Source organism: Pseudomonas sp. BS3767, from assembly GCF_900099665.1.
In the GTDB taxonomy this organism is placed as follows: domain Bacteria; phylum Pseudomonadota; class Gammaproteobacteria; order Pseudomonadales; family Pseudomonadaceae; genus Aquipseudomonas; species Aquipseudomonas cerasi.
Window position 1 is genome coordinate 244,138 of the sequence record NZ_FNCX01000006.1, and the last position, 24,691, is coordinate 268,828.

Sequence of the window (24,691 nt, forward strand, 5' to 3'; positions counted from 1 at the left end):
TGTTTGCCCTTGGAAATCCGCTTTTACAGCTTTTGTATCCTCTCGCTTACACGTTGGCGACCAGATCGCTACCCACTTCTGACGTCCATCACGGTCTGAGTAGGCAGGTCATCAATCCATTGCCTGTCTAGAGAGTAAACCCGGATGTTGAGTCGAGTAGCAAAAATAGCGTTGTTCGCGATTGTACTGTCGTCCGTTTCCGGCTGCTGGCCGTTCTGGCCTGGCCCGGGCGGACATGGCGGCGGCGGTGGCGGTGGCGGTCACCATGAAGGCGGTGGCCCTGGTCCTGGCGGCCCTGGCCCGGGTCGCTGATTCACCAGCAGGGCCGGCGTACAGGGTCTGACTGACTGGAAGGGCGCGGCGGGTTCTACTCGTCGCGCCCTTCCATCATGGTGCGCCTGAGGATTACGTACACTGCGCCTGCACCACCGTGTTTGGCCAGGCAGGAGCAAAAGCCCAGTACCTGCGGATGCTGACGCAGCCAGGTGTTGACGTGGCTTTTGATCATCGGTCGCTTGCCGTCCAGGCGTACCGCCTTGCCATGGGTGACACGTACGCAGCGTATTTCCAGACGCGTCGCTTCAGCCAGAAATTCCCACAGCGTCTCTCGCGCCACTTCCACGCTCATGCCATGCAGGTCAAGGCTGCCCTCGAAGCTGATCTGCCCGAGTTTGAGCTTGCGCATCTGACCTTCCTGCACGCCGTCACGCGACCAGCTCAGGATATCCTCAGGACCGACGTCGATCACGAATTGATCCGACAAGCCGTCGACGGTCACCGAGTCGGTACGCACGGTTGCCGACTGGCGCAGACGGGCCAGCATTTTTCGATCGGTCTTGGGTTTGCCGACATCGGCGTGTTCATGCTTGAGCGGCTTGACGCCGCGTGTCTCGCTTCTGAACAGGGAAAAATCGTCGTCTTGCATGTGGCCTCCGCGAAGGAGGCCATTCTAACCGCTCAGGCGAGAGGGTCAGTTGTGTTTTTTCATCAGATGCGAAGAGATACTCAAGCCGCCGCCACTGCGCTGACGACGGCAGCGGCGCCATAGCCAGACGCCCATGTACAGCACCAGCAATCCGCCGATGGCGACAAACGCCGCGCCGCCCGGGCTGGCATTCAGTTCGCCCAGCATCTGCGGGTGAACCGTGAGGCTGGATGCACCGACAACCGCCAGCAACAGGCCTGCGACCACAAGGAGCAGTGCGATCAGCGTGCCGATGCGTTTGCCCCAGTTGCCCTGACCCCTGGGGCGCAGGCGACGTGCATCGAAACCATCTGACGTTTTCATGCCTTTTCCTCAACAGGTATCAGCTCAATGGAGTATCGGCGCTCTGACCCGGGGAAGGAGGGGTGGTTCCCGCCTCCGGGACGATCCATGACGGCAAAGGATGGGCGGTTATGTGAACGCTGTCACACGCTCCTTCGCCTGTGTAGCGTCAGACAAGGTCTTTGGTCAGTGCCAGGGTGGCGAAGTTGTCGGCCATGATTGCCATCTCGGTTCTGTGCACGACCTCAGCGCTGACCACGCCGTGCGGGCTCGGCAGGTCACGGGTTGCACAGGCATCGTCGACCAGGGTGCAGCGATAGCCGTAGTCCTTGGTGGCGCGAACCGTGGTGCTGATACTCGAATGGCTCATGAAGCCGCAGACGATCAGGTCCAGGTGCCCCAGGCTCTGCAGCAGTTCATGCAGTCCGGTGCCATTGAAGGCATTGGGCAGGCGTTTTTCGACCAGATGTTCATCACCCTGCGGCAACAGCTCCGGCACCAGTTCGCCGCGCTCGCCATGTGGATCGAACGGGCCGCCCACAGTGCCCAGATGGCGGATGTGAACAATCGGGCACTTGACCGCCCGTGCTTTCTCGACCAGTCGGCCGATGTTGGCCATCGCTTCCCTGACGCCGGTCAGGGCCAGCGGGCCGCGAAGGTATTCTTTTTGCGCGTCGATGATGATCAGCGTCGCGTTACTCAGATGGGCAGGCGCATGCACCCGGCCACTGAGTTGAAACATGGTCTTTAAATCGGACATTCACGGGCTCCTTGGTGTGGGGCTTTTGCGACATTGTCCTCTGGCTGAAGCGTTCTGGGAATGGCAACCATCGCAAGCCACGGTTTTTATGGCCTGCAGGGCAGTTGGAGGAGGGGGTGGATGGCGGTTTGCCTTGATGGCGGTACGCGAATCATGGAAACTTCCCCGCCTATCGGGTACGAAGAATGCACGTTGTTCGTAACCAGACTGTTCACCGAGGCTCGTCTTACAACAGTTCGTGCCTTTCAAGGAGTTTGTCCATGATCACTTCCCGTTTGCGTACCGTGCGCGACCATATACGCTGGGCCGTCAGCCGCTTTCACGAGGAAGACGTATTTTTCGGTCATGGCACCGACAATGCCTGGGATGAAGCGCGGCAACTGGTACTGGGCGCACTGCACCTGCCTTGGGAAATTGCCGACAGCTACCTGGATTGCCGCCTGGAAGTCGACGAAATATCCGAACTGCAACGCTTGATCAAGCGGCGCATCGATGACCGTGTGCCGACCCCGTACCTGCTGGGCGAGGCCTGGTTCTGTGGCATGTCGTTCATTGTCGATGACCGCGTTCTGATCCCGCGCTCACCTATTGCCGAGCTGATCGAAGAGCGTTTCGCCCCTTGGCTGGCCGACGAGCCGGCGCGGATTCTCGACCTGTGCACTGGCTCCGGTTGCATCGGTATCGCCTGTGCCGATGTGTTCCCGGAAGCCGAGGTGGCCCTGGCCGACCTGTCCTACGACGCGCTGGAAGTGGCCAACCAGAACATCGAACGTCACGGCATGGAGGACCGGGTCTACACCGTTCAGGGCGACGGATTCGACGGCCTGCCGGGTCAGCGCTTTGACCTGATCGTTTCCAACCCGCCCTATGTGGACGCCGAAGACTTTGCCGATATGCCTGACGAGTATCAGCATGAGCCGGAGCTGGCGCTGGCCTGTGGCAGCGATGGCCTGAACCTGGTCCGCCGCATGCTCGCCCAGGCCGCCGATCATCTCAACGAGAAGGGCCTGTTGATTGTCGAGGTCGGCAATAGCCAGGTGCACGTGCAGGCGCTGTATCCGGAGGTCGATTTCGCCTGGCTGGACTTCCAGCGGGGCGGGCATGGTGTGTTCATGCTCACGGCAGAACAGTGCCGCGACCATCAGGCATTGTTCCAGTCGAAGGTTTGAGCTCAACAGCCGCGACAAGCGGCTGAGACCAAAGGGAGGCCGATATCAGCCTCCCTTTTTTATCGGCGTGTCTTTTATCGGTGCGTCGCGATCCAGATCAGCAGTCCGGCCTGAAAGACCGCGAAGGTCACCAGGCAGGCAATCGTGAAGCGCAGGCCGCTGTCCTCACGCTTGTATTTGCTCACCCGGTCTTCATGCTGACGGATCGTCACCTCCTGTTCGATCAGGTTTTTCTCGGCCTTTTCCAGCATTTGCGAGGCTTCGAGAATCTCGATGATCTGCACCTTGTCGTTGTTCCAGGTGCTGTGCAGGTTGCCGACGTGCACATCCTTGATCGCGCCTTTCATGTGCTGGGCATCGGCATACGTCACTTCAAAGCCCAGAGTGCGCAGAAAGTGATCGCGACGCAGACGTGTGTCTTCGTTCAGACCGTCCTTGCTGGCCAGCGCCACGCCTTCAATCTTGTAGGAAGACCATCTTTTCTGCGCCCAATGCACCGCATGCGCAATCATGAAGCGCCCGATGCCGCGGTTCCATGGCTCGATCTGCAAGCCTGACTCGGGACCGAAGCGCACCACGCGCTTTTCGTGGTCGGCCCAGATATCCAGATGGTTCTGTTCCTTGCGGACCCGCTGACCTGGCAATTGCACCGTGATCCGCAGCAGGCTCAAGGCCTTGCTGTGCCGCTCGGCACGCCCGAACTGTACGAAGCGCAGAGGGCGGCCGCCGGTAGCACGGTCGGTAGGCAGTGGCGACAGACGCAGCATCTGAAAGCTTTCGGGCAGAACGTCTTCCCACGGCTGCGGGGGTACTGGCACTGCGACTTCTGCGCTGGCCGGTTCTGCGAGGGTTTCAGTCATGGTAGTTGCGTCTGTCATAAGGGTGTCCTTTCCTGGGCCTTGCCCCGGAGCATGTTTGCCGGGGCATAAAGGTGCCGAAACACTAAGGTGCCGGAACACAGGGCCAGCACATTGCTATCGGCCAGATTTGCCAGGACTGAAGGGCTGTTGACTTGTGCGCGTCAGATCTTTTTTCCGTGTGGGGCGTCCGGGGCAGGGAGTGCCTTGATGAAGCTCAGGATCCGCTCGGTCACTTCACTGGCCAGCGGCTGGGTCGGATTGCGGTAGGAGAGCAGTTGCTGCTGCAGATCGTCCGGGACGATGCGCAGCACATGATTCATGCCATCGATCAGGGCCAGTTGGGCATCCGGTTTGGCTTTCTGCAGCAGCAGCGCGTCGCCCACACCGACCTGAATATCGTTGCGACCCTGAACGATCAGCGCCGGAATGTGCAAGGCACCGAAAGCCGCCGCCGGATCCTGGCGGAACAGCGAGATCAGGTACGGCTGGACACTGGGGCGGAACACCACTTCCAGCTCGGCGGGCACGTTGTCATCGGTCTTGCCAGCCTTGAGTTCGTCGAGCAACTGATCGCTGCGCTGCAGCAGGTCCGGTGGCAGGCGCTCCTGAAACTGTTCACGCAGCACCTGATCCACCGGGCGTCCGGTGCCGGCCACGGAGATCAGCGCTGCTGCACCTACCTTCTCAGCCGCCAGCGTCGCCACCAGCGCACCTTCGCTGTGGCCCAACAGAATCAACTGGCCCAGGCGCGGGTTGGCTTTCAGTGCTCTGGCCCAGAGCTGGACATCGGCCACGTAGCGCTCGACGCTCAGGTTGCGTTCATCCGGTGTGACCGCCTTGCTGGCCGCGACGCCACGTTTGTCGTAGCGCACGCTGGCGATATTGTTGCTGGCCAGGATCACTGCCAGGCGTTTCATGCTGTCGTTGCGTCCACCTTCCGGGTTGTTGCCGTCGCGGTCGGTGGGGCCGGAACCGGCGACGATCAGCACCACCGGCACCGGTTTGTCGGAACGCGGCATCAGCAGCGTGCCGTACAGCTTGCCGTTTTCGGTGTCCACGCTTATCGGCCGCTGCACCGTGCCGGGTGCAGCAGCGCTGGCGGTTGCGGCGGCCAGGCTCAGGATCAGGGTTATCGGCAGGGCCAGCAGACGCAGCGCGTTGGGAACTCGAAGCAGGGAAATACCGGATAACATCGCAAGGCCATCATTGGGGGAGTCACGCTTGGACGCACGCCGTGACAGAAGGTTCGAGGATGAACTGAACCGCGAGCCTGCGTATACTGGCGCGCTTGGTTTAACGATCTGGTTTTTTGGCTGATTTTTCGGAGCGCCCGCATGTCCGGCAACACTTTCGGCAAGCTGTTCACTGTCACCACCGCCGGCGAAAGCCACGGCCCGGCGCTGGTCGCTATCGTCGACGGCTGCCCGCCGGGGCTGGAGCTGGACCTGCAAGACCTGCAGCGCGACCTGGATCGGCGCAAGCCGGGCACCAGCCGCCACACCACGCAGCGTCAGGAGGCCGATGAAGTCGAGATTCTCTCGGGTGTCTTCGAGGGCAAGACCACTGGTGCGTCCATCGGCCTGCTGATCCGCAACACCGATCAGAAGTCCAAGGACTATTCGGCGATCAAGGACCTGTTCCGCCCGGCCCACGCCGATTACACCTATCACCACAAGTACGGCATCCGCGATTACCGCGGTGGTGGCCGCAGTTCGGCAAGGGAAACCGCCATGCGTGTGGCCGCAGGGGCCATTGCCAAGAAGTATCTGGCAAGCCAGGGCATCGTCATTCGCGGCTACATGAGCCAGCTTGGCCCGATTCAGATCCCGTTCAAGACCTGGGATTCGGTCGAAGACAACGCGTTTTTCTGCCCCGACCCTGACAAGGTGCCGGAACTGGAAGCCTACATGGACCAGCTGCGCCGTGATCAGGACTCGGTCGGTGCGAAAATCACCGTGGTCGCAGAAGGCGTGATGCCGGGGCTCGGCGAGCCGATCTTCGATCGTCTGGACGCTGAGCTCGCCCACGCGCTGATGAGCATCAACGCGGTCAAGGGTGTGGAGATCGGTGCCGGTTTCGACTGTGTTGCCCAGCGCGGCACCGAGCACCGCGACGAGATGACGCCCCAGGGTTTCCTGTCCAATCACGCGGGCGGCATTCTCGGCGGCATTTCCTCCGGCCAGCCGATCATCGCGCATCTGGCGCTCAAGCCGACCTCCAGCATCACCACGCCAGGGCGTTCGATCGATGTCGATGGCAACGCCGCCGACGTGATCACCAAAGGTCGGCATGACCCGTGTGTCGGCATCCGTGCCACACCGATTGCCGAGGCAATGATGGCCATCGTTCTGCTGGATCATCTGCTGCGTCATCGCGGTCAGAACGCCGACGTCAGCGTCAACACGCCTGTGCTGGGGCAGGTGTAATGCACGCTGTTACGGTTGCGGACTGCTAGCGTGGCGCAACCTGCCGGCGGACAGTTGCCTTACTGGAGGCTGTCCGGGTTCTACGTATGCTATTTCGCCTTGCTGGGCCTGTCGGCGCCTTTCATGGCCCTTTACCTGCATCATCTGGGTTTTTCCAGCGCACGGATCGGCGAACTGGTCGCCATCCCCATGCTGATGCGCTGCGTTGCGCCCAATCTCTGGGGGTGGCTGGGTGATCACACCGGTTGGCGTCTGACCATTGTGCGGTCCGGCGCCATCTGCACGTTGCTGGCGTTTTCGCTGATCCTGGTCGAAAAAAGCTATGCCTGGCTGGCGATGGTCATGGCGCTCTACGCGTTCTTCTGGCACGCCGTACTGCCGCAGTTCGAAGTCATCACCCTCGCACACCTGCAAGGCCAGACCTCGCGTTACAGCCAGATCCGCCTGTGGGGCTCGATCGGTTTCATTCTGGCGGTCGTGGTGCTGGGGCGAGTGTTCGAATGGTTCAGCCTGGACCTGTTCCCCTACATCGCACTGGCGATCATGTCCGGTATTGTTGTCAGCAGCTGGTGGGTGCCGAATGCGCATCCAGCACCGTCGAGCCTTGAAACCGGGCCGGGCGGCTTTCTCAGCCAACTGACGCGCCCCGATGTATTGGCGTTCTACCTCAGTGTCGCGCTGATGGTGCTCAGCCATGGCCCGTATTACACCTTTTTGACCCTGCACCTCGAAGCGCTTGGTTACAGCCGGGGCCTGATCGGCCTGCTGTGGGCCGTCGGCGTGGTGGCCGAAGTGCTGATGTTCACGGTCATGAGTCGGATTCTGCAGCGCTTCACCGTGCGCCAGGTACTCTTCGCCAGCTTTCTGCTGGCCGCATTGCGCTGGCTGCTGCTGGGGCTGTTTGCCGATCACCTCACCGCGCTGCTGATCGCGCAGGTGATGCACGCCGCGACATTCGGCAGCTTTCACGCCGCTGCCATTCACTTCGTGCAAAGTAGCTTCGGTCCGCGTCAGCAAGGTCAGGGGCAGGCGCTTTATGCCGCCTTGTCCGGCGTCGGCGGGGCGTTGGGTGCTCTGTATTCCGGTTACAGCTGGAACGCACTGGGCCCGGTCTGGACCTTTGCCATCGCCAGCCTTGCAGCCTTGGCCGCTGCCGTCATGATTGTCACACCCAAGAAAGAGGAAGGTGTATGAGCCGCGAACAATTGAGCCTGGAAATCATCGAGGCCGGGCGTTTTCTGTACGGCCGTGGCTGGTCGCCTGCCACCAGCAGCAATTACTCTGCGCGTCTTTCTGCCAGCGAGGCGCTGTTGACCGTGTCCGGCAAGCACAAGGGCCAGTTGGGCCCTGACGATGTGTTGGCCACCGATCTGGCTGGCAACAGCCTGGAACCCGGTAAAAAACCGTCTGCCGAGACCTTGCTGCATACCCAGCTGTACAGCTGCAGGCCGCAGGTCGGCGCCGTGCTGCACACCCACTCGGTCAACGCGACCGTGTTGTCGAGGCTGACCACGGCCGATCATCTGGTGTTCGAGGATTACGAACTGCAAAAGGCCTTTAGCGGCGTGGTGACTCATGAGTCGCAGGTCGTGGTGCCGATTTTCGACAACGATCAGGATATTGCCCGCCTCGCGGCAAAGGTGCAGCCTTGGCTGGACGCCCATCCCGAGTGCGCCGGCTACCTGATCCGCGGTCATGGCCTCTACACCTGGGGCGCTAAAATGAGCGACGCCTTGCGCCAGATCGAAGCGTTCGAGTTCCTGTTCGAGTGCGAACTGAAAATGCGCGCGGTATTGAACCGCTGATCGTATCCCGCCCAAACCAGCTTTTAAGCCTGACCGGCCTGTAAAAGCCGGAAGGTGTTGCACCAAACCGAGGATTTCACGCATGAGCAGCCTGTCCGTTTATCACGTTTCAAGCCCTGATATGCCCAACAAGGTGCTGACCCATCTGGAAGACATCGCGTCGACGCTGGCCGAGCACGGTGTGGCGTTCGACCGTTGGGAGGCCGCGACGCCGATCACCCCCGGTGCCAGCCAGGAAGAGGTGATCAGCGCCTATCGCACCCAGATCGACAAGCTGATGACCGAGCGCGGTTATGTCACCGTGGACGTCATCAGTCTCAACAGCGATCATCCGCAAAAAGCCGAATTGCGCGCCAAATTTCTTGAAGAGCACCGCCACGGTGAAGACGAAGTACGCTTTTTTGTCGCCGGGCGCGGCTTGTTCACCCTGCACATCGACGACTATGTGTACGCCGTGTTGTGTGAAAAGAACGACTTGATTTCCGTACCGGCCGGCACGCGGCACTGGTTCGATATGGGCGAAAACCCGCACTTCGTTGCCATCCGCCTGTTCAACAACCCTGAAGGCTGGGTGGCCAATTTTACCGGTGAAGACATTGCCGGCCGTTTTCCACGGCTGGAAGACTGAGAGGAGCCCGATTCTGATGCCCATCAAAGCTATCCTCACGGATATCGAAGGCACCACCAGTGCAGTGAGTTTCGTGTTCGACGTGTTGTTTCCGTTCGCCAGAAAGCACTTGCCCGCATTCGTTCGCGAAAATGCCGAGCAACCGGCCGTGGCGCAGCAGCTGCAGGCGGTACGCGAGCAGGCCGCTGAACCGGACGCTGATGTCGAGCGCGTCATTGCGCTTCTGCTGGAGTGGATCGCCGAGGACCGCAAGGCCACGCCGCTCAAGGCCCTGCAGGGCATGGTCTGGGAGCAGGGCTACAGCGCCGGACAGCTCAAGGGCCATGTTTATCCGGATGCTGTCGAGGCCTTGAAACACTGGCATCAACAGGGTTACCGGCTTTACGTTTATTCCTCGGGCTCGATTCAGGCTCAACAATTGATTTTCGGCTGCTCCGAGGCGGGCGACCTGTCCGGCCTGTTCAGCGGTTACTTCGATACGACGTCCGGCCCCAAACGCGAAGCGCAGTCCTACCGGGCGATAGCGCAGGCAATGGACTGTCCTGCCGGGGAGATTCTGTTCCTGTCGGATATCGTCGAAGAACTCGATGCCGCACAGGCCGCCGGCATGGCCACCTGTGGTCTTGCGCGTGATGGCGGGGCACTTGCCGGGCACCGACATGTGGCCAGTTTTGCGCTTATCGATCCAGCGTCCTTCTAGAAAACTCCCGCCTGCTGTGCGCGGCATCGCCCTGATGCCGCTGCATTGAAATATGCCTGCCACAAGGCTCACACATTACTTTTGTAGGGCTTTTCCTGTTATCGAGTGAGCTGTTGCCTGGTCGAAAGTGCGTTGAATCTGTTTGTTCTGTTCGCGGTTTTTCAACGTGATTATTCGTGTAAGTTCTGCGCCATCGTCACCGGGGGCACGGACAACACCTGTACCGACTGCCGGGCGAAGAAGGAGCGGCAGCGATGGGCAGTGCCATGACAGAAAGCGCAACCAGGGATTTATTGATACAGCAGATGGTGAGCACGATTACCGAGCTTGATGGGCAGACTGCCATCGAAAACGCACTCGAGTGGTTACGGCGCGAATGCAGCAGCGAGCGCGCGATGTTCTTTCAGTTCAAGGGCCCGGTGTTGCTGACATTCATCACGTCCAGCGTCGACGATGCCTGGGGCGAGGCCTACCGCCAGCACGATTTGATCACGCAGGACCCGGTGATCCGTTGTTATCGCAATCAACTGGGCTTCCTGAACTGGCAGGATGCTTTCAGGCAATACCCGGTCTCCGCCTTTTATGACGAGCTCGTCGATGCCTGCGAACTGCTTCCGGCCATCTCCTACGGCTACACCAATCATTGCCGTGGTGCCGACAGCGTGACATCGGTCTGTACCCTGGGCGAAGTTGAGCGTCCCATCAGCGCTGAACAAAAGTACCTCATGAGCAGTCTCATGCCAGTGCTGCACAGTGTCGCGCGTGGTCTGAAGTTCTGTTCACGCGGTCTGACTCATCGCGAACTGGAAGTGTTGCAGTGGGCCAGAGACGGGAAAACGGCCTGGGAGATCTCGATGATCCGCGACGTATCGGAATCGACGGTGAAGTATCACCTCAAGACCATCTACTCCAAGCTGGGCGTTGCCAACAGGGCACAGGCGGTGGGCGAAGCACTTTGTCGTGGTCTGATCAGATAGTCGGCCGACAAAACGCAGGCAAAAAAAAGCCGCGAGAACAAAGTGTAATCGCGGCAAACAAGGGATGAGAGAGCGTACAGCGGGTGCCACCCAAGAGGGTGGCGGGCAAAATCAACGTGTGTGGTACGTCGGCAGATCAAAACGGTGCTGGCTTTGCAGCATCGAGATAGCTGGCAGCTCGCTGGCTTGTGCAGCCAGGTCGCGGCGGATGGCGCTGATTACCCATTCCAGTTGAACTGGTGTGTGCAACTGAGCATAAGAGACTGAGCGACGGATCTGCTTACCATCCTGGGTACGCAGTGACAACAGAACACCACCATCTGGGCGCGGCTGGGTAGTAACGGTGTAGTCGGAGAATACGGAAGCGAATTTTTCTTGAATAAAAGTCATGTGAGGCGGCTCCATTGCTCATGGGATAACAAGCTTGCAAGTACTATTGCAGTGTCTGTGCCAGTCTTTCCCTTAAAATAAATCCTTTAAAATCAATGACTTGTAATATCCTCTAATTTCAGTCTTCGTGCATTTTGCATGAACGCCCGTCGTGCGCCCTGCATTTTGCCGTTTCCTGCACGATGGGGATCGGGCAGAAGGGGATTGCATGGATAGCGGCGATCAGGAGCAGGCATTGCGCATCCGCGTCGATGCTGATCGAACAGCTGGCGAGACTTGAGGTCAGTGTGTGTATCGACGCCGGGTCAACGCATGCCCGGAGTACCGTGCGCCAAGGAGTAGTTAATGACCGATACAGATATCAGCGCTTCGAAAACCATGACTGAAGACGAAGCCGCCGAGTTCGCCGAGCAGGTATTCGATGTGGCTCGCCAGGGAAATGCAGTCATGCTGGAGCGCCTGCTTGAAAAGGGCCTGCCTGCAGATCTGCGCAACCACAAAGGCGATACGCTGCTGATGCTGGCCAGCTATCACTGCCATGCGGATGCGGTCCGTGTGCTGCTGAACCACAAGGCTGATCCTGAAATCCGCAACGATAACGGCCAAAGCCCCATCGCCGGTGCAGCGTTCAAGGGCGATCTGGCGGTGGTCAGGTTGCTGGTCGAGGCGGGTGCCGACATAGACGGTGCCTCTGCTGATGGCCGTACCGCATTGATGATGGCGGCGATGTTCAATCGCAACGAAATAGTCGATTACCTGATCAGTCAGGGCGCGGACCCGCATGCCACTGACGCCAAGGGCATCACTGCACTGGGCGCCGCTCAGGCAATGGGCGCGACCGTCACCATTGAGCAGTTGACCAGAATGGGCGTGCAGCCAGCCCGGTCCTGACAGCAAGGCATGAACACATAGAGGCGCGATGGATTTACCGTTATCCTTCGCGCCTCTTTTTTTGCCCGCTATCAGGATCGCCCCCCATGAAAGACTCACTGGTCGAATTAATCAGCAAAGTCAGCTCCGGCTGCATGGGCGACGATGAAATCGTGCATATCGCCGATGAAGCCGCGCAGGCGTATGCCGATCCGCAGGCATTTCTGGCCGCCAACCCTGATATCAACTACGACGATACATTCCCGATCCCGCTGGGCGAGTGGGTCGTGGTGGGCAGCCTGCCGGAAACCGTTCTGTTCCAGGCCGACAGCTACATGGACCTGTTCGAGCAGATCGTTCAGTCGTTCGGCAAGGACGTGACCTTCAACATCAAGCCCAGGCAGCTGGCCAAGGTCGAGCCGCTGGTCGCGCTCAATCGCATTCAGATTCAGTTGAGCAGCATGAACAAGGAGATGGGCGGCTATGTGCTGATGAACTTCAGCCAGCCACTGGATGATGAGTTGCAAGCAGTGCTGGTGTACGGCCGTGACGAAGCGCGCGTAGTCGAGCTGGCAGCATCGGCAGGCATCCATGCCGCACCTGCACTGCAGGCGTTGCGCGGTTAACCCAGCGCCGTATCGAGAAACATCATCACCGCAAAGCCGCCCATAAGGCCCAGGGTTGCCGAGGTCTGATGGCCATTGCGGTGGGTTTCCGGGATGACTTCATGGGACACCACGAAGATCATCGCGCCTGCTGCCAGCCCCATGCTCAGCGGATAGGCGATGGCAAAGCCGCTGGAGATACCCAGGCCCACCAGTGAGCCCAGTGGCTCCATGAGGCCGGAACCGATGGCCACCAGCATCGCCTTGAAGGCTGACAGGCCGGTGGCGCGCAGGGCCAGCGCAATGGCCAGACCTTCGGGAATGTCCTGAATGGCGATGGCGGTGGTCAATGGCAGGCCGACATTCATGTCGCCGCTCGCGAAACTGACGCCAATCGCCATGCCCTCAGGCAGGTTATGCAGGGTGATCGCCAGCACGAACAGCCAGACCCGACTGATTCGCTCCGAATGAGGTCCCTGGCGGCCTACGCTTTCATGCTCGTGCGGGGTGAATTTGTCCAGTCCCAGCATCAGCAGCACACCCAGTCCCAGACCGGCAACAACCGTCGCAGCTGCCCATGGGCCGCTGTCGGTAATGTCCCGGGCGGCTTCCAGGCCTGGAAGAATCAGCGAGAACGAACTGGCCGCCAGCATCATTCCGGCGGCAAAGCCGAGCATGATGTCCTGAGCGCGTTGCGAAACATTGCGCAGGGCAACCGCCATCACGGCGCCTAGCGCCGTGGCCAGAAAACCCGCGATGCCGCCCAGCAGGGCGTGATTGAAGTTGACCTCACTGGTGCCATGGAAGGCGTTATAAAGACTGATGCCAACGAGGCCGACGACGATCAGCAGGGCGAGGGCAAAGCCCAGGCTCACCAGTGGGCTGCCCTGGAACTGGTTTAAGCAGGCCGCCCAGGGCGTTCGGGGTTGTGCGGGCGTAGGCATTGACAGGCTACCTTTGATAAAGGGGGAGCGATGGTAACTGAAATACAAAGTCGACCCCGTCTGGGAGCCCGAGAATATAAGGTTGGTTCAACGGAACCCCCGAACGGCGCTACTATCCTAGGAGGGTAAGCATTCAATTTAGGGGCAACACCATGGGTTCTAGCTTCAACGGCCTGGTCGGCTTGATCATTCTGGCGCTCGATATCTGGGCCATCATCAACGTCTTGAAAAGCGGTGCCGAGACCGGCAAGAAAATCCTCTGGGTATTGCTGATCGTACTGCTTCCTGTGGTAGGCCTGATCATCTGGGCAATCCTCGGACCGCGTGGCAACGTACGCATGTGATACGTCCACACGCTGGGCAAAACAACGCTTGATTACCTTGGGTAATCAGGCGTTTTTCGTTTCATGCGCCGGGCATTCGCAGCGGCAATGGCACGCGAGGCTGCATAGAGGTTCGACCTGTCATGTTCCTCGACGTAGAATGCGCGCCTTTGTTGTGGGCGGTCGGCCGTCCTGTCATCAGTACCCAGCGGGAGCTTACCCATGAGCGATTATCAGGAAACGTTATACGAAGGCTACGGCCAGCGCTTTCGTATGGAAAAAATGCTTCACGAAGTACGTACCGATCACCAGCACCTGGTGATCTTCCAGAACCCGCGCATGGGCCGTGTCATGGCGCTGGACGGCGTCATTCAGACCACCGAAGCCGACGAGTTCATCTACCACGAAATGCTCACCCATGTGCCGATTCTGGCGCACGGTGCAGCCAAGCGTGTGCTGATCATTGGCGGCGGCGACGGCGGTATGCTGCGTGAAGTCGCCAAGCACATGAGCGTCGAACACATCACCATGGTCGAGATCGATGCGACCGTGGTCGAGATGTGCAAGGAATATCTGCCCAATCATTCCAGCGGCGCCTTTGACGATTCGCGTCTGAACCTGGTCATCGACGACGGCATGCGCTTCGTCGCGACCACCGAAGAAAAGTTCGACGTGATCATCTCCGACTCCACCGATCCGATCGGCCCGGGTGAAGTCCTGTTCTCGGAAAACTTTTATCAAGCCTGCCATCGCTGCCTCAACGAAGGCGGCATTCTGGTCACCCAGAACGGCACGCCCTTCATGCAGTTGAGCGGTGTGCAGACCACGGCCGGGCGTATGAACGGTCTGTTTGCCGACTGGCATTTCTATCACGCTGCCATCCCGACCTACATCGGCGGAGCGATGACCTTCGCCTGGGGCTCGACCGACAAGAGCTATCGCAAATTGCCGCTGGAAACCCTGCGTCAGCGTTTCTCGGGCAGCGGTATTGTTACGCGTTATTACAATCCGGAAGTCCACATCGGTGCGTTCGCCTTGCCGCAGTACGTTCTGCAGGCCGTGGGCAAGGCCAGCAACGACTGATGAGTCGGTCCGGCTTCTCGAGCCGGATTCTCTCGAGCGTCGCCTGCAAGGCTTTATAAGCGCTTAATTCGCGACAGAAATTTCACACGTTCTGTCACAGAATTGCGCGCGAAGCTGAACAGGCACGCGTCTTCATGGGCTGACCTGGCCCCTGGCGACCCGCAATCAAGTAATATCTGCGCCCTGTCGCGCGCCGTCTGCCTCAAGAGCAAGGCGGCGCTGCACCCTGAACCTACCCCTGAATCCACCGGATCCTGACAACCATGGCCAAAACGGACGCCCAGATTCATCGGCAAGCCCGCCTGCAAAATCCCACTGTCAAATCGCATCTGGCTTACATCCTGCTCAGTGGCTTCGCCCTGATGGTGATGTACACGCTGTTGCGTATCGGTCTGCTGGTCTACAACCGCGAGATGATTGGCGACACGCCTGCCTCGACGTTCCTTGAAGCACTGTTCAACGGCACGCGCTTCGACCTGCGCCTGACCATGTACCTGTTGATTCCGCTGGTGCTGTCGCTGTTCAGCGCACGCGCCATGGCGGCACGCGGGTTCTTCCGTTTCTGGCTGACCCTGGTCGGCAGCATCACGCTGTTCTTCGGCTTGATGGAAATGGACTTCTACCGTGAGTTTCACCAGCGCCTGAACGGCCTGGTGTTTCAGTACGTCAAGGAAGACCCGAAGACTGTCCTGAGCATGCTCTGGTACGGTTTCCCGGTGGTCCGTTACCTGCTGGCATGGGCCGTGGTGACCTGGCTGCTGAGTCTGGTGTTCAAGGGTATTGACCGTGCAACCCGTCCACGTGTTGCTGCAAAAACCAGTCCGGAGGCCACTCGTTCCATTGCGCCTTGGTATGTGCGCGCCGGTGTGTTCGTGCTGGTGTTGCTGGTCATGGTGGTCTGCATCCGTGGCACCTTGCGCCAGGGCCCGCCTTTGCGCTGGGGCGACGCCTACACCACCGAGTCCAATTTCGCCAACCAGTTGGGCCTCAATGGCACTCTGACGCTGATCACGGCGGCCAAGAGCCGTATGTCCGAAGATCGCGACAACATCTGGAAAGCCACGCTGCCACAGAACGAGGCCCAGCAGACCGTGCGCGACATGCTGCTGACCCCGAATGACAAGCTGGTCGAGCCGGATATTGCCGCTGTGCGTCGCGACTTCACGCCACCGGCAGAGAACACCTTGCCGATCCGCAACGTGGTCGTGATCCTGATGGAAAGCTTCGCCGGTCACTCGGTAGGCGCCCTGGGCAACGATGCCAACATCACGCCGTACTTCGACAAGTTGTCCAAGGAAGGCCTGTTGTTCGATCACTTCTTCTCCAACGGTACCCACACCCACCAGGGCATGTTCGCCACCATGGCGTGCTTCCCGAACCTGCCGGGCTTCGAGTACCTGATGCAGACGCCGGAAGGCAGCCACAAGCTGTCGGGTCTTCCGCAATTGCTGAGTACGGGCCGCAACTACGACGACGTCTACGTCTATAACGGCAACTTTGCCTGGGACAACCAGTCGGGTTTCTTCAGCAACCAGGGCATGACCAACTTCGTCGGCCGCGAGGACTTCGTCAATCCGGTGTTCTCCGATCCGACCTGGGGTGTTTCCGACCAGGACATGTTCGACCGTGGTGCGCAGGAGCTCAAGGCCCGTCAGGACGGTAAGCCGTTCTATGCCTTGTTACAGACCCTGTCCAACCACACGCCGTATGCGCTGCCGGATCCTCTGCCGGTCGAGCGCGTCACCGGGCATGGCTCGCTGGACGAGCATTTGACTGCCATGCGTTATGCCGACTGGGCGCTAGGCCAGTTCTTCGAGAAGGCCAAAAAAGAGCCTTACTACAAGAACACGTTGTTCGTGGTGCTGGGCGACCATGGTTTCGGTAACGATAAGCAACTGACTGAAATGGACCTGGGCCGTTTCAACGTGCCTCTGCTGCTGATCGGCCCTGGTGTGCAGGAGAAGTTCGGCCAGCGCAGCAGCATTGTGGGTACGCAGGTCGACGTAGTGCCGACCATCATGGGGCGTCTGGGTGGTCTGAACCGCAACCAGTGCTGGGGCCGCGATCTGCTGAACCTGCCTGAGGGTGACAAGGGCTTCGGTGTGATCAAGCCGTCGGGCAGTGAGCAGGTGGTCGCTATCATCAGCGGCAATCGCATCCTGATCGAGCCGACCGAGATGCCTGCCAAGCTGTTGACCTACACGCTCGGTGCCAAGCCGCATGCCGAAGAAGTGCCTGATGCGCCGGACACGCAGGAGCTCAAGCGCAAGCTGGAAAGCTTCCTGCAGACGGCCACCAAGAGCCTGCTGGACAACACGGCCGGTGTAGAAGCCAGCAAAAACCGCAACTGATGACAACCGACTCGTCCGGCTGACCGGCGAGTCGGATCAGTCTGGCGACAAGGGCCCTCGGCATTGACTGCGAGGGTCTTTTTTTACCCGTCATGGGTGGCCCTGCGGCGTAATCGGTTGAACGAATGCGCGGGCCAAAAGGTCCAGATCACATAAGCCAGAGTGCCTGGCTTCGTATGGGAGGCATTGATGAAACAGTGGGCCATTTTGTATCTGGACAAGGATGGTGTGCAGCAGCGCCGCGAGGCTGGTTTTGATGAGCGTCCCAGTGAGGAAGAGGCTGCGCGTTTCCTGCGCAAGGACCTTTACCCAATGACCGACGAGCTGGATCTCAATGATCTTGACGGGCGTACTGAGGAGCCTACCGTGAAGACGCTCAAGGACCATAACAGTGTGCAGATTATTTCCATTACAGAAGTTGCCTGATCTGCGCTGATTCAAAAACCTTTTCGTGGCAACCACTTGGCATCCGGCCCACGATGGGGCTACTCTGCAGATGAGGCTGTTCAGACGGCCTCTGACATCTCGATACCCGACCGGCGCCAAGCCTGGTCCGGTCAGCTACATGCTTGATTCCCCACGCCGGATTATCTGTCGTGAGGCGGCCCCCGAGGACTCGGCGGTCGCTCTGGAAGAGTTGAAACTCTATCTATCGTTGCATAGGAGGACGTTTCATGAGCACAGCCTATCAAGAGGACATCAGCAGTAACGTACTGCGCCGCATGAAAGAAGGCGGTTTTGACTTCGCGCGAATCTATCCCATCGAGTTCTACGCCATCTTCCCGGATGAGGAACGGGCACGGCAGGCCGCAGAGCAATTTCGCGGCGAATCCCTCAACACCCAGGTAAACGTACGTGATGACGGCCATTGGCACCTGCAATTGAGCAAAGTCATGTACGCGACTTATCACGGCATTGGTGACTTCGAGCAGGACTTCCAGACGGTCATTTCACCTATGGACGGCGAAGTCGAGGGATGGGGCGTTACTCAGGAGATCAGAAGACTGCACGCTTGATGGCTGCGGATTGTCAGGCATACACCACCGGCTGATTCGGGACACGTTCCGGATCGGCCGGTTCTGTTTTCGGCCCGCGTTCATAAACAGTGGTCAAAAAAAAGCCACTCAAACGAGTGGCGCAAAGGGAAGTCTGTTTAAAATCCGCAGGCGTTCTTCATCTGCTGGACAAAATATCGGTTGCGGCAAAAAACGGCGTTTGGTGCCCTGTTTGCTTGGTTGCTGTGGAGTGTGGCGAACTAATGCTGTTGGCGGAAATCAACTCTGACTATGCTGATCATAGATTTCACGGTTGAATGACGCTTCCGAATGAGGCGCAAAAGAATTGGCTTGGGCGTTTAGTGCACAGGAATGGTGCGTAGAACGTCGAGTGTTTACCTAACCTTTTGAAATTAAAGCGTTTATGCCGGTGGCACGGGCTTTGCGATGGTCTTGGTGTCCATGGTGACAAGGAGTACGGCATGATCCGCACCTTTTATGACGAGATGTACGATGCGGGCGGCGTAGTCCGTCCGCACTATCGGGAGTTCGCCCGCTGGCTGGGTGATACGCCTCCCGAGCTTTTGGCTCAACGCAGGCGCGAAGCCGATCTGCTGTTTCACCGTGCCGGGATCACGTTCACACTCTATGGTGATGAGCAGGGCACCGAGCGGCTTATCCCTTTCGATACCATCCCGCGCAGCATCCCGGCCAGCGAATGGCGGGTTGTCGAGCGTGGCTGCATTCAGCGCGTCAAGGCGCTGAACATGTTTCTCGCGGATCTGTATCACGACCAGCGGATTATCAAGGCCGGGATCATTCCCGCCGAACAGGTGCTGGCCAACGAGCAGTACCAGTTGGCAATGCAGGGCCTGAATCTGCACCGCGATCTGTACTCGCATATTTCCGGCGTCGATCTGGTGCGCGACGGTGATGGCACGTATTACGTGCTGGAAGACAACCTGCGCACTCCGAGCGGCGTGAGCTACATGCTCGAAGACCGCAAGATGATGATGCGCCTGTTTCCGGAGCTGTTTTCCGCACAGCGCATTGCGCCGATCGATCATTACCCGAACCTGTTGCTCGACACGCTCAAGAGTTCCAGCCATCTGGACAACCCGAGTGTCGTGGTGCTGACGCCTGGCCGCTTCAACAGCGCCTTTTTCGAGCATGCGTTTCTGGCTCGCGAGATGGGCGTTGAACTGGTGGAAGGTGCCGACCTGTTTGTCCGTGATGACCGCGTGTTCATGCGCACCACCGACGGCCCGAAAGCCGTTGACGTGATCTATCGTCGCCTCGATGACGCATTCCTAGATCCGTTGGCTTTCAACCCTGATTCGATGCTGGGCGTCCCGGGGCTGCTGTCGGCCTATCGATCCGGCAACGTGGTGCTGGCCAATGCCATCGGTACCGGCGTCGCGGATGACAAGTCGGTTTACCCCTACGTCACCGACATGATTCGCTTCTATCTGGACGAAGAGCCGATTCTCAAAAACGTGCCGACCTGGCAGTGCCGCAAGCCGGAAGAGCTGTCACATGTGTTGGCCAACCTCGGCGATCTGGTCGTCAAGGAAACCCAGGGCTCCGGTGGCTACGGCATGCTGGTCGGCCCCGCAGCGACCGCCGCCGAGATCGAAGCCTTCCGGGCGCGCCTCAAGGCCAAGCCGCATGCGTACATCGCCCAACCCACCTTGTGCCTGTCGACCTGTCCGACCTTTGTCGAGAACGGCATAGCCCCGCGACATATCGATTTGCGCCCGTTTGTTCTGTCCGGTCGTGAAACCCGCGTTGTGCCTGGCGGGCTTACCCGAGTGGCCTTGCGTGAAGGCTCACTGGTGGTCAATTCGTCACAGGGTGGCGGAACCAAAGACACCTGGGTGGTCGAGGATTAAGGATGCCTGCCAATGTTAAGTAGAACTGCCTCTGATCTTTTCTGGATGTCGCGTTACCTGGAGCGAGCGGAGAACCTCGCCCGCATGCTGGACGTGAGCTATTCGCTGTCGCTGATGCCGCAGGACGGGCGGGGCGACGGGCTGGATGAAATAGCCATGCCGTTGCTGATCACCGGAACGCTGGAAACCTATATCGAGCGTCATGGCGAGCTGCATGCCGAGCGCATGCTGCATTTCTTTGCCCTGGACGCCACCAACCCCGCCAGCATCTACAGCTGCCTGGGCGCAGCGAGGGCCAGTGCGCACGCGGTGCGCGGGCGCATCACCGCAGACATGTGGGAGAACATCAACTCCACCTGGCTGGAGATTCGCGGCATCGCCCAGCAGGGCCTGACCCGCTACGGCATGAGCCGTTTCTGTGAATGGGTCAAGGAGCGTTCGCACCTGTTCCGTGGCGCGACCTACGGCACCATCATGCGTAACGATGCGTTCCGTTTCATCCGTCTGGGCACGTTCATCGAGCGCGCCGACAACACCATGCGCATGCTCGATGCCCGCTATGAAATGCTTGAATTGCGTGGGCCACAGGCCAATGCTGCGGCAGACAACTCGGCGGCCGGTTATTACCAGTGGAGCGCCTTGCTGCGCGCACTGTCCTCGTTCGAGGCTTACACTGAAGTCTATCGGGATGCGCCAGGCGCGCGTCAGGTTGCTGAACTGTTGTTGCTGCGTGCTGACATTCCACGCTCGCTACGCGCGTGCCTGGAAGAGATGGACGTCATTCTGGCCAGCCTGCCGGGCGTCAACGGGCGTCCCGCACAGCGCATGGCGGCCGAGATGGATGCCAGATTGCGCTACACCAGCATCGACGAGATCCTGGCTGAAGGCCTGCACGAGTGGTTGAACGAATTCATTCCGCTGCTGGCCCAACTGGGTGATGCCATTCACACTTCGTACCTGGAGGCTGCATGAGACTTTCGATAAGCCATGAGACCACCTATCACTACGATGACCAGGTGCGCTCGAGTATCCAGTATCTGCGCCTGACGCCTCACGACAGTGAGCGCCAGCAAGTGCTCAGCTGGCAGCTGACGTTGCCACGTCCGGTGCGTGCGCAGATCGATCCCTTTGGCAATATCCTGCACGTCCTGAGCCTGGAAGAGCCGCACGAAGCGATCATCATCGGCGCGCGCGGGCAGGTGGAAATCGACGAAACCCGCGAGGCCGAGCACGAAAGCCAGTCGGCATTACCGTTTTTGCGCGTGACGCGACTGACCGAGCCTGACGAAGCGATTCGCAGTTTTGCGGCGATGGAGTGTCGCAAGCGGGCTGACCGCACAGGGTTGATCGACCTGATGCAGGCGCTCAACCAGCACATGATCTACACCCAGGGCGCGACCGAAGTGGACACCAGTGCCGCGCAGGCCTTCGCCGGACGCTCTGGCGTCTGTCAGGACCATACTCATGCGTTTCTGGCCTGTGCCCGCAGCCTTGGGGTGCCGGCCCGTTATGTTTCCGGTTATCTGTGCAGCGAAGACAGCGAGCATCTGTCCAGCCACGCCTGGGCCGAGGCCTGGATAGACGACGCCTGGTACAGTTTCGATGTCACCAATCAGTTGGCGATCCCCGAGCGCCATTTGAAACTGGCGGTCGGGCTGGACTATCTGGACGCCTGTCCGGTGCGCGGCATGCGGCGCGGCGGCGGATCCGAGCAGATGCACGCCAAGGTCGTGGTGTCGCCCATGACCGGCACGCCGAAAGTGAAAACCCGCGTGCAAGTCCAGACGCAGCATCAGTAACCCGCAGCGGGTCTGCGCATCATGAAATGGCCGGGCTCAACTACCCGGCCATTGTTCATTCGGCAGGGTCGTCGGTGATGTCGTAGAGCGCGTTATGCAGCTCTTCATAGTTGCCGCCATTGATGACGCTGAAGTAGCCCGCAGCCCTGAGCTGTTCCTGAGCCTTGTCGGCCTTGCTGTCCGTGCTGCTGAAAATGACGAACACGGCATTGCGGTCGTTGAGCACCTGTTTCATCTGATTGACCAACCGTCGGTCATCGACGCGTACGGCGTTCAGTACCGTGCCTGCGTCATAGTCGGTCTGGCTACGTACATCCATTGCCAGTTTGCCTTCCTTCAACGCTGCCACGGCCGCAGCCTGATCGACCATCCCCGCGTGTGCTGCGAAGCTGCTGACAAGTGCCCAAACAGCAATCCATTGGCGCATAAACCCACCTCCCTCAGTGCGAATGGAAAGAGTGGCACAGTTGAACATAGTTCGAAAGCGCGTGGATCAGCCAAACAATCGATTCAGGTTAGGCACGATCAATAACAGCGCAGTGGTAAAGAGGATCAATCCCGCCTGACGTACTTTGGAGTGCTTGAACTTGAACATGGCTGACCGCCTTTTGTTGTTATTCCTGAGCGACAGAAGCAGGCCGATCCGCAAAACGGATCATCGACTGCTGGCAAGGTTGCGCATTGAACAGGTGGGTCCGGTCATTCGACCGCTGGCCCGAGCGCTGAAAGGATTTTGCGCGCTTCCTGTTACAGATCTAACCATAGAGCCGAGGTGCCCTGGAGTTTAGAACTGTTGGGAATCTAAAATTGCTTATCTAGAAGCGAAAGCTATTATCGGAAGGGGCGCTGAATCAACAGGCCTTTTCTAGACGCTTCGTCTTTGCCCGTCAGCTTTGCACCGTTCGTCCGGGACAGATTTTTCCTACATGGAATAAACGTCTGAAGCGGGACGGGGCACTGCTTGATTTGCCGAGGCCTTCAAGGCAGGCTCTGCCGGTGCGCTACTGCCTCATTACTGCTTCAGGATCCCTTTTATGTCTTTACGCATCTGTATTCTGGAAACCGACAATCTGCGACCTGAACTGGTCGAGCAATATCATGGGTATGGGCGGATGTTCGAATTACTCTTCGCTCGCCAGCCCATCGCCGCAGAGCTGACGGTTTACAACGTGGTGCAGGGCGACTATCCACCTGCAGACGAGCAGTTCGATGCTTACCTGGTGACCGGCAGCAAGGCCGACTCATTTGGCACCGACCCCTGGATTCAGACCTTGAAGGTCTATCTGCTGGAACTGTATCAGCGCGGCGAAAAACTGCTGGGCATCTGCTTCGGTCACCAGTTGCTGGCCTTGCTGCTGGGCGGCAGGACCGAGCGTGCCGTGCAGGGGGGGGGGCGTCGGGATTCACCATTATCAACTGGCCCCCGCCAGGCCGTGGATGACACCGGCGATGGACACGCTCACGCTGCTGATCAGTCATCAGGATCAGGTCACCGCGCTGCCCGAGAACGCCACGGTCATTGCGTCCAGCGAGTTCTGCCCGTTTGCGGCTTACCATATCAATGATCAGGTGCTGTGTTTCCAGGGGCATCCCGAGTTCATCCATGATTTTTCACGCACCTTGCTTGACCTTCGTCAGGAAGCGCTGGGCGAGCAGATTTACAAGCAGGGTGTGGCCAGCCTTGACCACGACCATCATGGCGCGACAGTGGCGGAATGGATGATGCGCTTTGTGGCGCACAAACCGGAAAAACAGTCAGTCTGACCCGGCGCATGGCCCATCGTCATGCGTTCGCCGGACTGTTTGAATGAGGTTGCAGTGGCGGGTTTATAGCCAGCCGGAGCGCTTGAAGCTGGCGAACAGTGCCGTACACCCGCCCAGAATGACGCCCAGCACGATGAAGTAGCCGTATTCCCACTTGAGTTCAGGCATGTTCTCGAAATTCATGCCGTAGATACCGGCAATCGCTGTCGGGAACGCCAGAATCGCTGCCCAACCGGCGAACTTGCGTTGCACGATGCTCTGCCGCGAAGACTCCAGCAGCAGGCCGATTTCGATCGTCTGGCTGGCGATATCACACAGGTTGCCCAGGTCTTCCATCTGGCGCTTGACGTGAATTTCGACATCGCGAAAGTAGGGGCGCATGTTCTTGTCGATGAACGGAAAACTCAGTCTCTGCAATTCTTCGCCCACTTCCACCATGGGTGCCACGTAGCGACGCATGCGTAACAGGTCGCGGCGCAGGGCATGAATGTGCTGGATGTCGGACTCGCGCAACGAGCCACCGATGACGCTCTGCTCCAGTTGCTCGAGCTCGGCGTGAATGGCTTCGGTCACCGGCTGATAGTTCTCGGTCACGAAGTCCAGAAGCGCGTAGAGCACGAAGTCTTCGCCGTGCTCCAGCAGCAGTGGTCTGGCCTCGCAACGCTGACGCACCAGCCCGTAGGACTTGGAGTGGCCGTTGCGCGAGGTGATGACATAGCCCTTGCCGGCGAAGATATGGGTTTCGATGAACAGCAGCTTGCCGTTGTCGCGTACGGGGGCGTAAGTCACGATGAACAGTGCATCGCCAAAGGTTTCCAGCTTCGGACGGCTATGCACCTCCAGCGCGTCTTCAAGGGCCAGCTCATGCAGATTGAACTGCTCCTTGAGGCTGGTCAGCTCCGCGTTGGTGGGCTGCTCCAGTCCTATCCAGACAAAGTGATCGGGCTTGGCTGCCCAGGCGGCGCCCTCATCGAGGGTGATATCACGGACTTTTTTACCCTTGCTGTACACCGCTGCTGCAACAACTCGACCCATGGTGCTATCGCTTCTTCAATTTGTCAGTGGCGCAAAAACATGCGCGGT

Annotated in this window: 26 protein-coding genes and 1 pseudogene; 18 read left to right on the forward strand and 9 right to left on the reverse strand. The window is 59.2% G+C overall.

What is annotated here, in order from left to right; genetic code table 11:
- Window positions 1–367: 367 nt before the first annotated feature.
- The 3 genes from BLR16_RS18565 to BLR16_RS18575 form a co-directional block, all read right to left on the reverse strand.
- Window positions 368–925 carry a Smr/MutS family protein gene (locus BLR16_RS18565; protein ID WP_003436724.1) on the reverse strand — a complete coding sequence of 186 codons (558 nt, stop codon included), beginning with the start codon at window positions 923–925 and terminating at the stop codon, window positions 368–370.
- Window positions 926–970: 45 nt separating this feature from the next.
- The gene (locus BLR16_RS18570) at window positions 971–1,288 is read right to left on the reverse strand and encodes a hypothetical protein (protein ID WP_074808015.1); all 318 of its coding nucleotides are present in this window, start codon (window positions 1,286–1,288) and stop codon (window positions 971–973) included.
- Window positions 1,289–1,436: 148 nt separating this feature from the next.
- The gene (locus BLR16_RS18575) at window positions 1,437–2,027 is read right to left on the reverse strand and encodes a cysteine hydrolase family protein (protein ID WP_003315142.1); all 591 of its coding nucleotides are present in this window, start codon (window positions 2,025–2,027) and stop codon (window positions 1,437–1,439) included.
- Between the two features lie 260 nt (window positions 2,028–2,287).
- Here BLR16_RS18575 and prmB point away from each other — a divergent pair, with 260 nt between their 5' ends.
- Complete coding sequence (prmB, locus tag BLR16_RS18580) at window positions 2,288–3,196, forward strand: 50S ribosomal protein L3 N(5)-glutamine methyltransferase (RefSeq protein WP_003371525.1); 909 nt, start codon at window positions 2,288–2,290, stop codon at window positions 3,194–3,196.
- A gap of 74 nt (window positions 3,197–3,270) precedes the next feature.
- Here prmB and BLR16_RS18585 read toward each other — a convergent pair whose 3' ends face one another.
- Complete coding sequence (locus tag BLR16_RS18585; RefSeq protein WP_072364493.1) at window positions 3,271–4,074, reverse strand: hypothetical protein; 804 nt, start codon at window positions 4,072–4,074, stop codon at window positions 3,271–3,273.
- A 143-nt stretch (window positions 4,075–4,217) separates the two neighbouring features.
- Window positions 4,218–5,249: an alpha/beta hydrolase gene (locus tag BLR16_RS18590; protein WP_003436719.1), complete on the reverse strand. Its 1,032-nt coding sequence runs from the start codon at window positions 5,247–5,249 to the stop codon at window positions 4,218–4,220.
- Window positions 5,250–5,390: 141 nt separating this feature from the next.
- On the opposite strand from BLR16_RS18590, the gene aroC reads away from it, so the two are divergent.
- The 6 genes from aroC (at window position 5,391) to BLR16_RS18620 (ending at window position 10,592) form a co-directional block, all read left to right on the forward strand.
- Entirely contained in the window at window positions 5,391–6,482 is a 1,092-nt protein-coding gene (aroC, locus tag BLR16_RS18595; RefSeq protein WP_003436716.1) for a chorismate synthase, read from the forward strand.
- Window positions 6,483–6,512: 30 nt separating this feature from the next.
- Entirely contained in the window at window positions 6,513–7,676 is a 1,164-nt protein-coding gene (locus BLR16_RS18600; protein WP_074808018.1) for an MFS transporter, read from the forward strand.
- A complete protein-coding gene (locus BLR16_RS18605) occupies window positions 7,673–8,287 on the forward strand; it encodes a methylthioribulose 1-phosphate dehydratase (RefSeq protein ID WP_003371534.1) in 615 nt (204 codons plus the stop codon). The genes BLR16_RS18600 and BLR16_RS18605 overlap by 4 nt, the downstream gene beginning before the upstream one ends.
- Before the next feature lie 82 nt (window positions 8,288–8,369).
- Complete coding sequence (locus BLR16_RS18610) at window positions 8,370–8,915, forward strand: 1,2-dihydroxy-3-keto-5-methylthiopentene dioxygenase (protein WP_003371536.1); 546 nt, start codon at window positions 8,370–8,372, stop codon at window positions 8,913–8,915.
- Window positions 8,916–8,931: 16 nt separating this feature from the next.
- Window positions 8,932–9,615 carry an acireductone synthase gene (gene mtnC, locus BLR16_RS18615; RefSeq protein ID WP_058396593.1) on the forward strand — a complete coding sequence of 228 codons (684 nt, stop codon included), beginning with the start codon at window positions 8,932–8,934 and terminating at the stop codon, window positions 9,613–9,615.
- A gap of 254 nt (window positions 9,616–9,869) precedes the next feature.
- Entirely contained in the window at window positions 9,870–10,592 is a 723-nt protein-coding gene (locus BLR16_RS18620) for a helix-turn-helix transcriptional regulator (RefSeq protein WP_003436709.1), read from the forward strand.
- Window positions 10,593–10,703: 111 nt separating this feature from the next.
- On the opposite strand, the gene BLR16_RS18625 is transcribed toward BLR16_RS18620, so the two are convergent.
- Window positions 10,704–10,982, reverse strand: coding sequence for a DUF3509 domain-containing protein (locus BLR16_RS18625; RefSeq protein ID WP_003315128.1), 279 nt, complete (start codon window positions 10,980–10,982; stop codon window positions 10,704–10,706).
- Window positions 10,983–11,327: 345 nt separating this feature from the next.
- Here BLR16_RS18625 and BLR16_RS18635 point away from each other — a divergent pair, with 345 nt between their 5' ends.
- Both BLR16_RS18635 and BLR16_RS18640 read left to right on the forward strand, forming a co-directional pair.
- Window positions 11,328–11,873, forward strand: coding sequence for an ankyrin repeat domain-containing protein (locus BLR16_RS18635; protein WP_003436706.1), 546 nt, complete (start codon window positions 11,328–11,330; stop codon window positions 11,871–11,873).
- 86 nt (window positions 11,874–11,959) lie between these two features.
- The gene (locus BLR16_RS18640; protein WP_003371543.1) at window positions 11,960–12,478 is read left to right on the forward strand and encodes a hypothetical protein; all 519 of its coding nucleotides are present in this window, start codon (window positions 11,960–11,962) and stop codon (window positions 12,476–12,478) included.
- Here BLR16_RS18640 and BLR16_RS18645 read toward each other — a convergent pair.
- A complete protein-coding gene (locus BLR16_RS18645) occupies window positions 12,475–13,401 on the reverse strand; it encodes a ZIP family metal transporter (RefSeq protein ID WP_074808022.1) in 927 nt (308 codons plus the stop codon). The genes BLR16_RS18640 and BLR16_RS18645 overlap by 4 nt on opposite strands.
- A 152-nt stretch (window positions 13,402–13,553) precedes the next feature.
- On the opposite strand from BLR16_RS18645, the gene BLR16_RS18650 reads away from it, so the two are divergent.
- From BLR16_RS18650 to BLR16_RS18690, 8 genes are all read left to right on the forward strand, one after another.
- Window positions 13,554–13,745: a PLDc N-terminal domain-containing protein gene (locus tag BLR16_RS18650; protein ID WP_003315122.1), complete on the forward strand. Its 192-nt coding sequence runs from the start codon at window positions 13,554–13,556 to the stop codon at window positions 13,743–13,745.
- Window positions 13,746–13,946: 201 nt separating this feature from the next.
- Window positions 13,947–14,807 carry a polyamine aminopropyltransferase gene (speE, locus tag BLR16_RS18655; RefSeq protein WP_003371548.1) on the forward strand — a complete coding sequence of 287 codons (861 nt, stop codon included), beginning with the start codon at window positions 13,947–13,949 and terminating at the stop codon, window positions 14,805–14,807.
- A gap of 263 nt (window positions 14,808–15,070) precedes the next feature.
- On the forward strand, window positions 15,071–17,158 hold the full coding sequence (locus BLR16_RS18660) for an LTA synthase family protein (RefSeq protein ID WP_003436699.1): 2,088 nt from the start codon (window positions 15,071–15,073) through the stop codon (window positions 17,156–17,158).
- A gap of 189 nt (window positions 17,159–17,347) precedes the next feature.
- A complete protein-coding gene (locus tag BLR16_RS18665; protein ID WP_003436696.1) occupies window positions 17,348–17,584 on the forward strand; it encodes a hypothetical protein in 237 nt (78 codons plus the stop codon).
- A 248-nt stretch (window positions 17,585–17,832) separates the two neighbouring features.
- Complete coding sequence (locus tag BLR16_RS18670) at window positions 17,833–18,174, forward strand: ribonuclease E inhibitor RraB (RefSeq protein WP_003371555.1); 342 nt, start codon at window positions 17,833–17,835, stop codon at window positions 18,172–18,174.
- Window positions 18,175–18,635: 461 nt separating this feature from the next.
- Entirely contained in the window at window positions 18,636–20,045 is a 1,410-nt protein-coding gene (locus BLR16_RS18680) for a circularly permuted type 2 ATP-grasp protein (RefSeq protein WP_003371557.1), read from the forward strand.
- A gap of 12 nt (window positions 20,046–20,057) precedes the next feature.
- On the forward strand, window positions 20,058–21,017 hold the full coding sequence (locus tag BLR16_RS18685) for an alpha-E domain-containing protein (RefSeq protein WP_003371559.1): 960 nt from the start codon (window positions 20,058–20,060) through the stop codon (window positions 21,015–21,017).
- Window positions 21,014–21,844 (forward strand): transglutaminase family protein, encoded by an 831-nt coding sequence (locus BLR16_RS18690; protein WP_074808026.1) that lies wholly within the window; start codon window positions 21,014–21,016, stop codon window positions 21,842–21,844. Before BLR16_RS18685 ends, BLR16_RS18690 begins: the two co-directional genes overlap by 4 nt.
- A gap of 55 nt (window positions 21,845–21,899) precedes the next feature.
- Here the strand turns inward: BLR16_RS18690 and BLR16_RS18695 are convergent, their stop codons facing one another.
- The gene (locus tag BLR16_RS18695; RefSeq protein ID WP_005731508.1) at window positions 21,900–22,271 is read right to left on the reverse strand and encodes a rhodanese-like domain-containing protein; all 372 of its coding nucleotides are present in this window, start codon (window positions 22,269–22,271) and stop codon (window positions 21,900–21,902) included.
- Window positions 22,272–22,878: 607 nt separating this feature from the next.
- Between BLR16_RS18695 and BLR16_RS18700 the strand changes: the two are divergent.
- Window positions 22,879–23,608 (forward strand): annotated as a pseudogene (locus BLR16_RS18700) (amidotransferase).
- 63 nt (window positions 23,609–23,671) lie between these two features.
- Here BLR16_RS18700 and BLR16_RS18705 read toward each other — a convergent pair.
- Window positions 23,672–24,643 carry a magnesium and cobalt transport protein CorA gene (locus tag BLR16_RS18705; RefSeq protein WP_003371567.1) on the reverse strand — a complete coding sequence of 324 codons (972 nt, stop codon included), beginning with the start codon at window positions 24,641–24,643 and terminating at the stop codon, window positions 23,672–23,674.
- Window positions 24,644–24,691 lie beyond the last annotated feature (48 nt).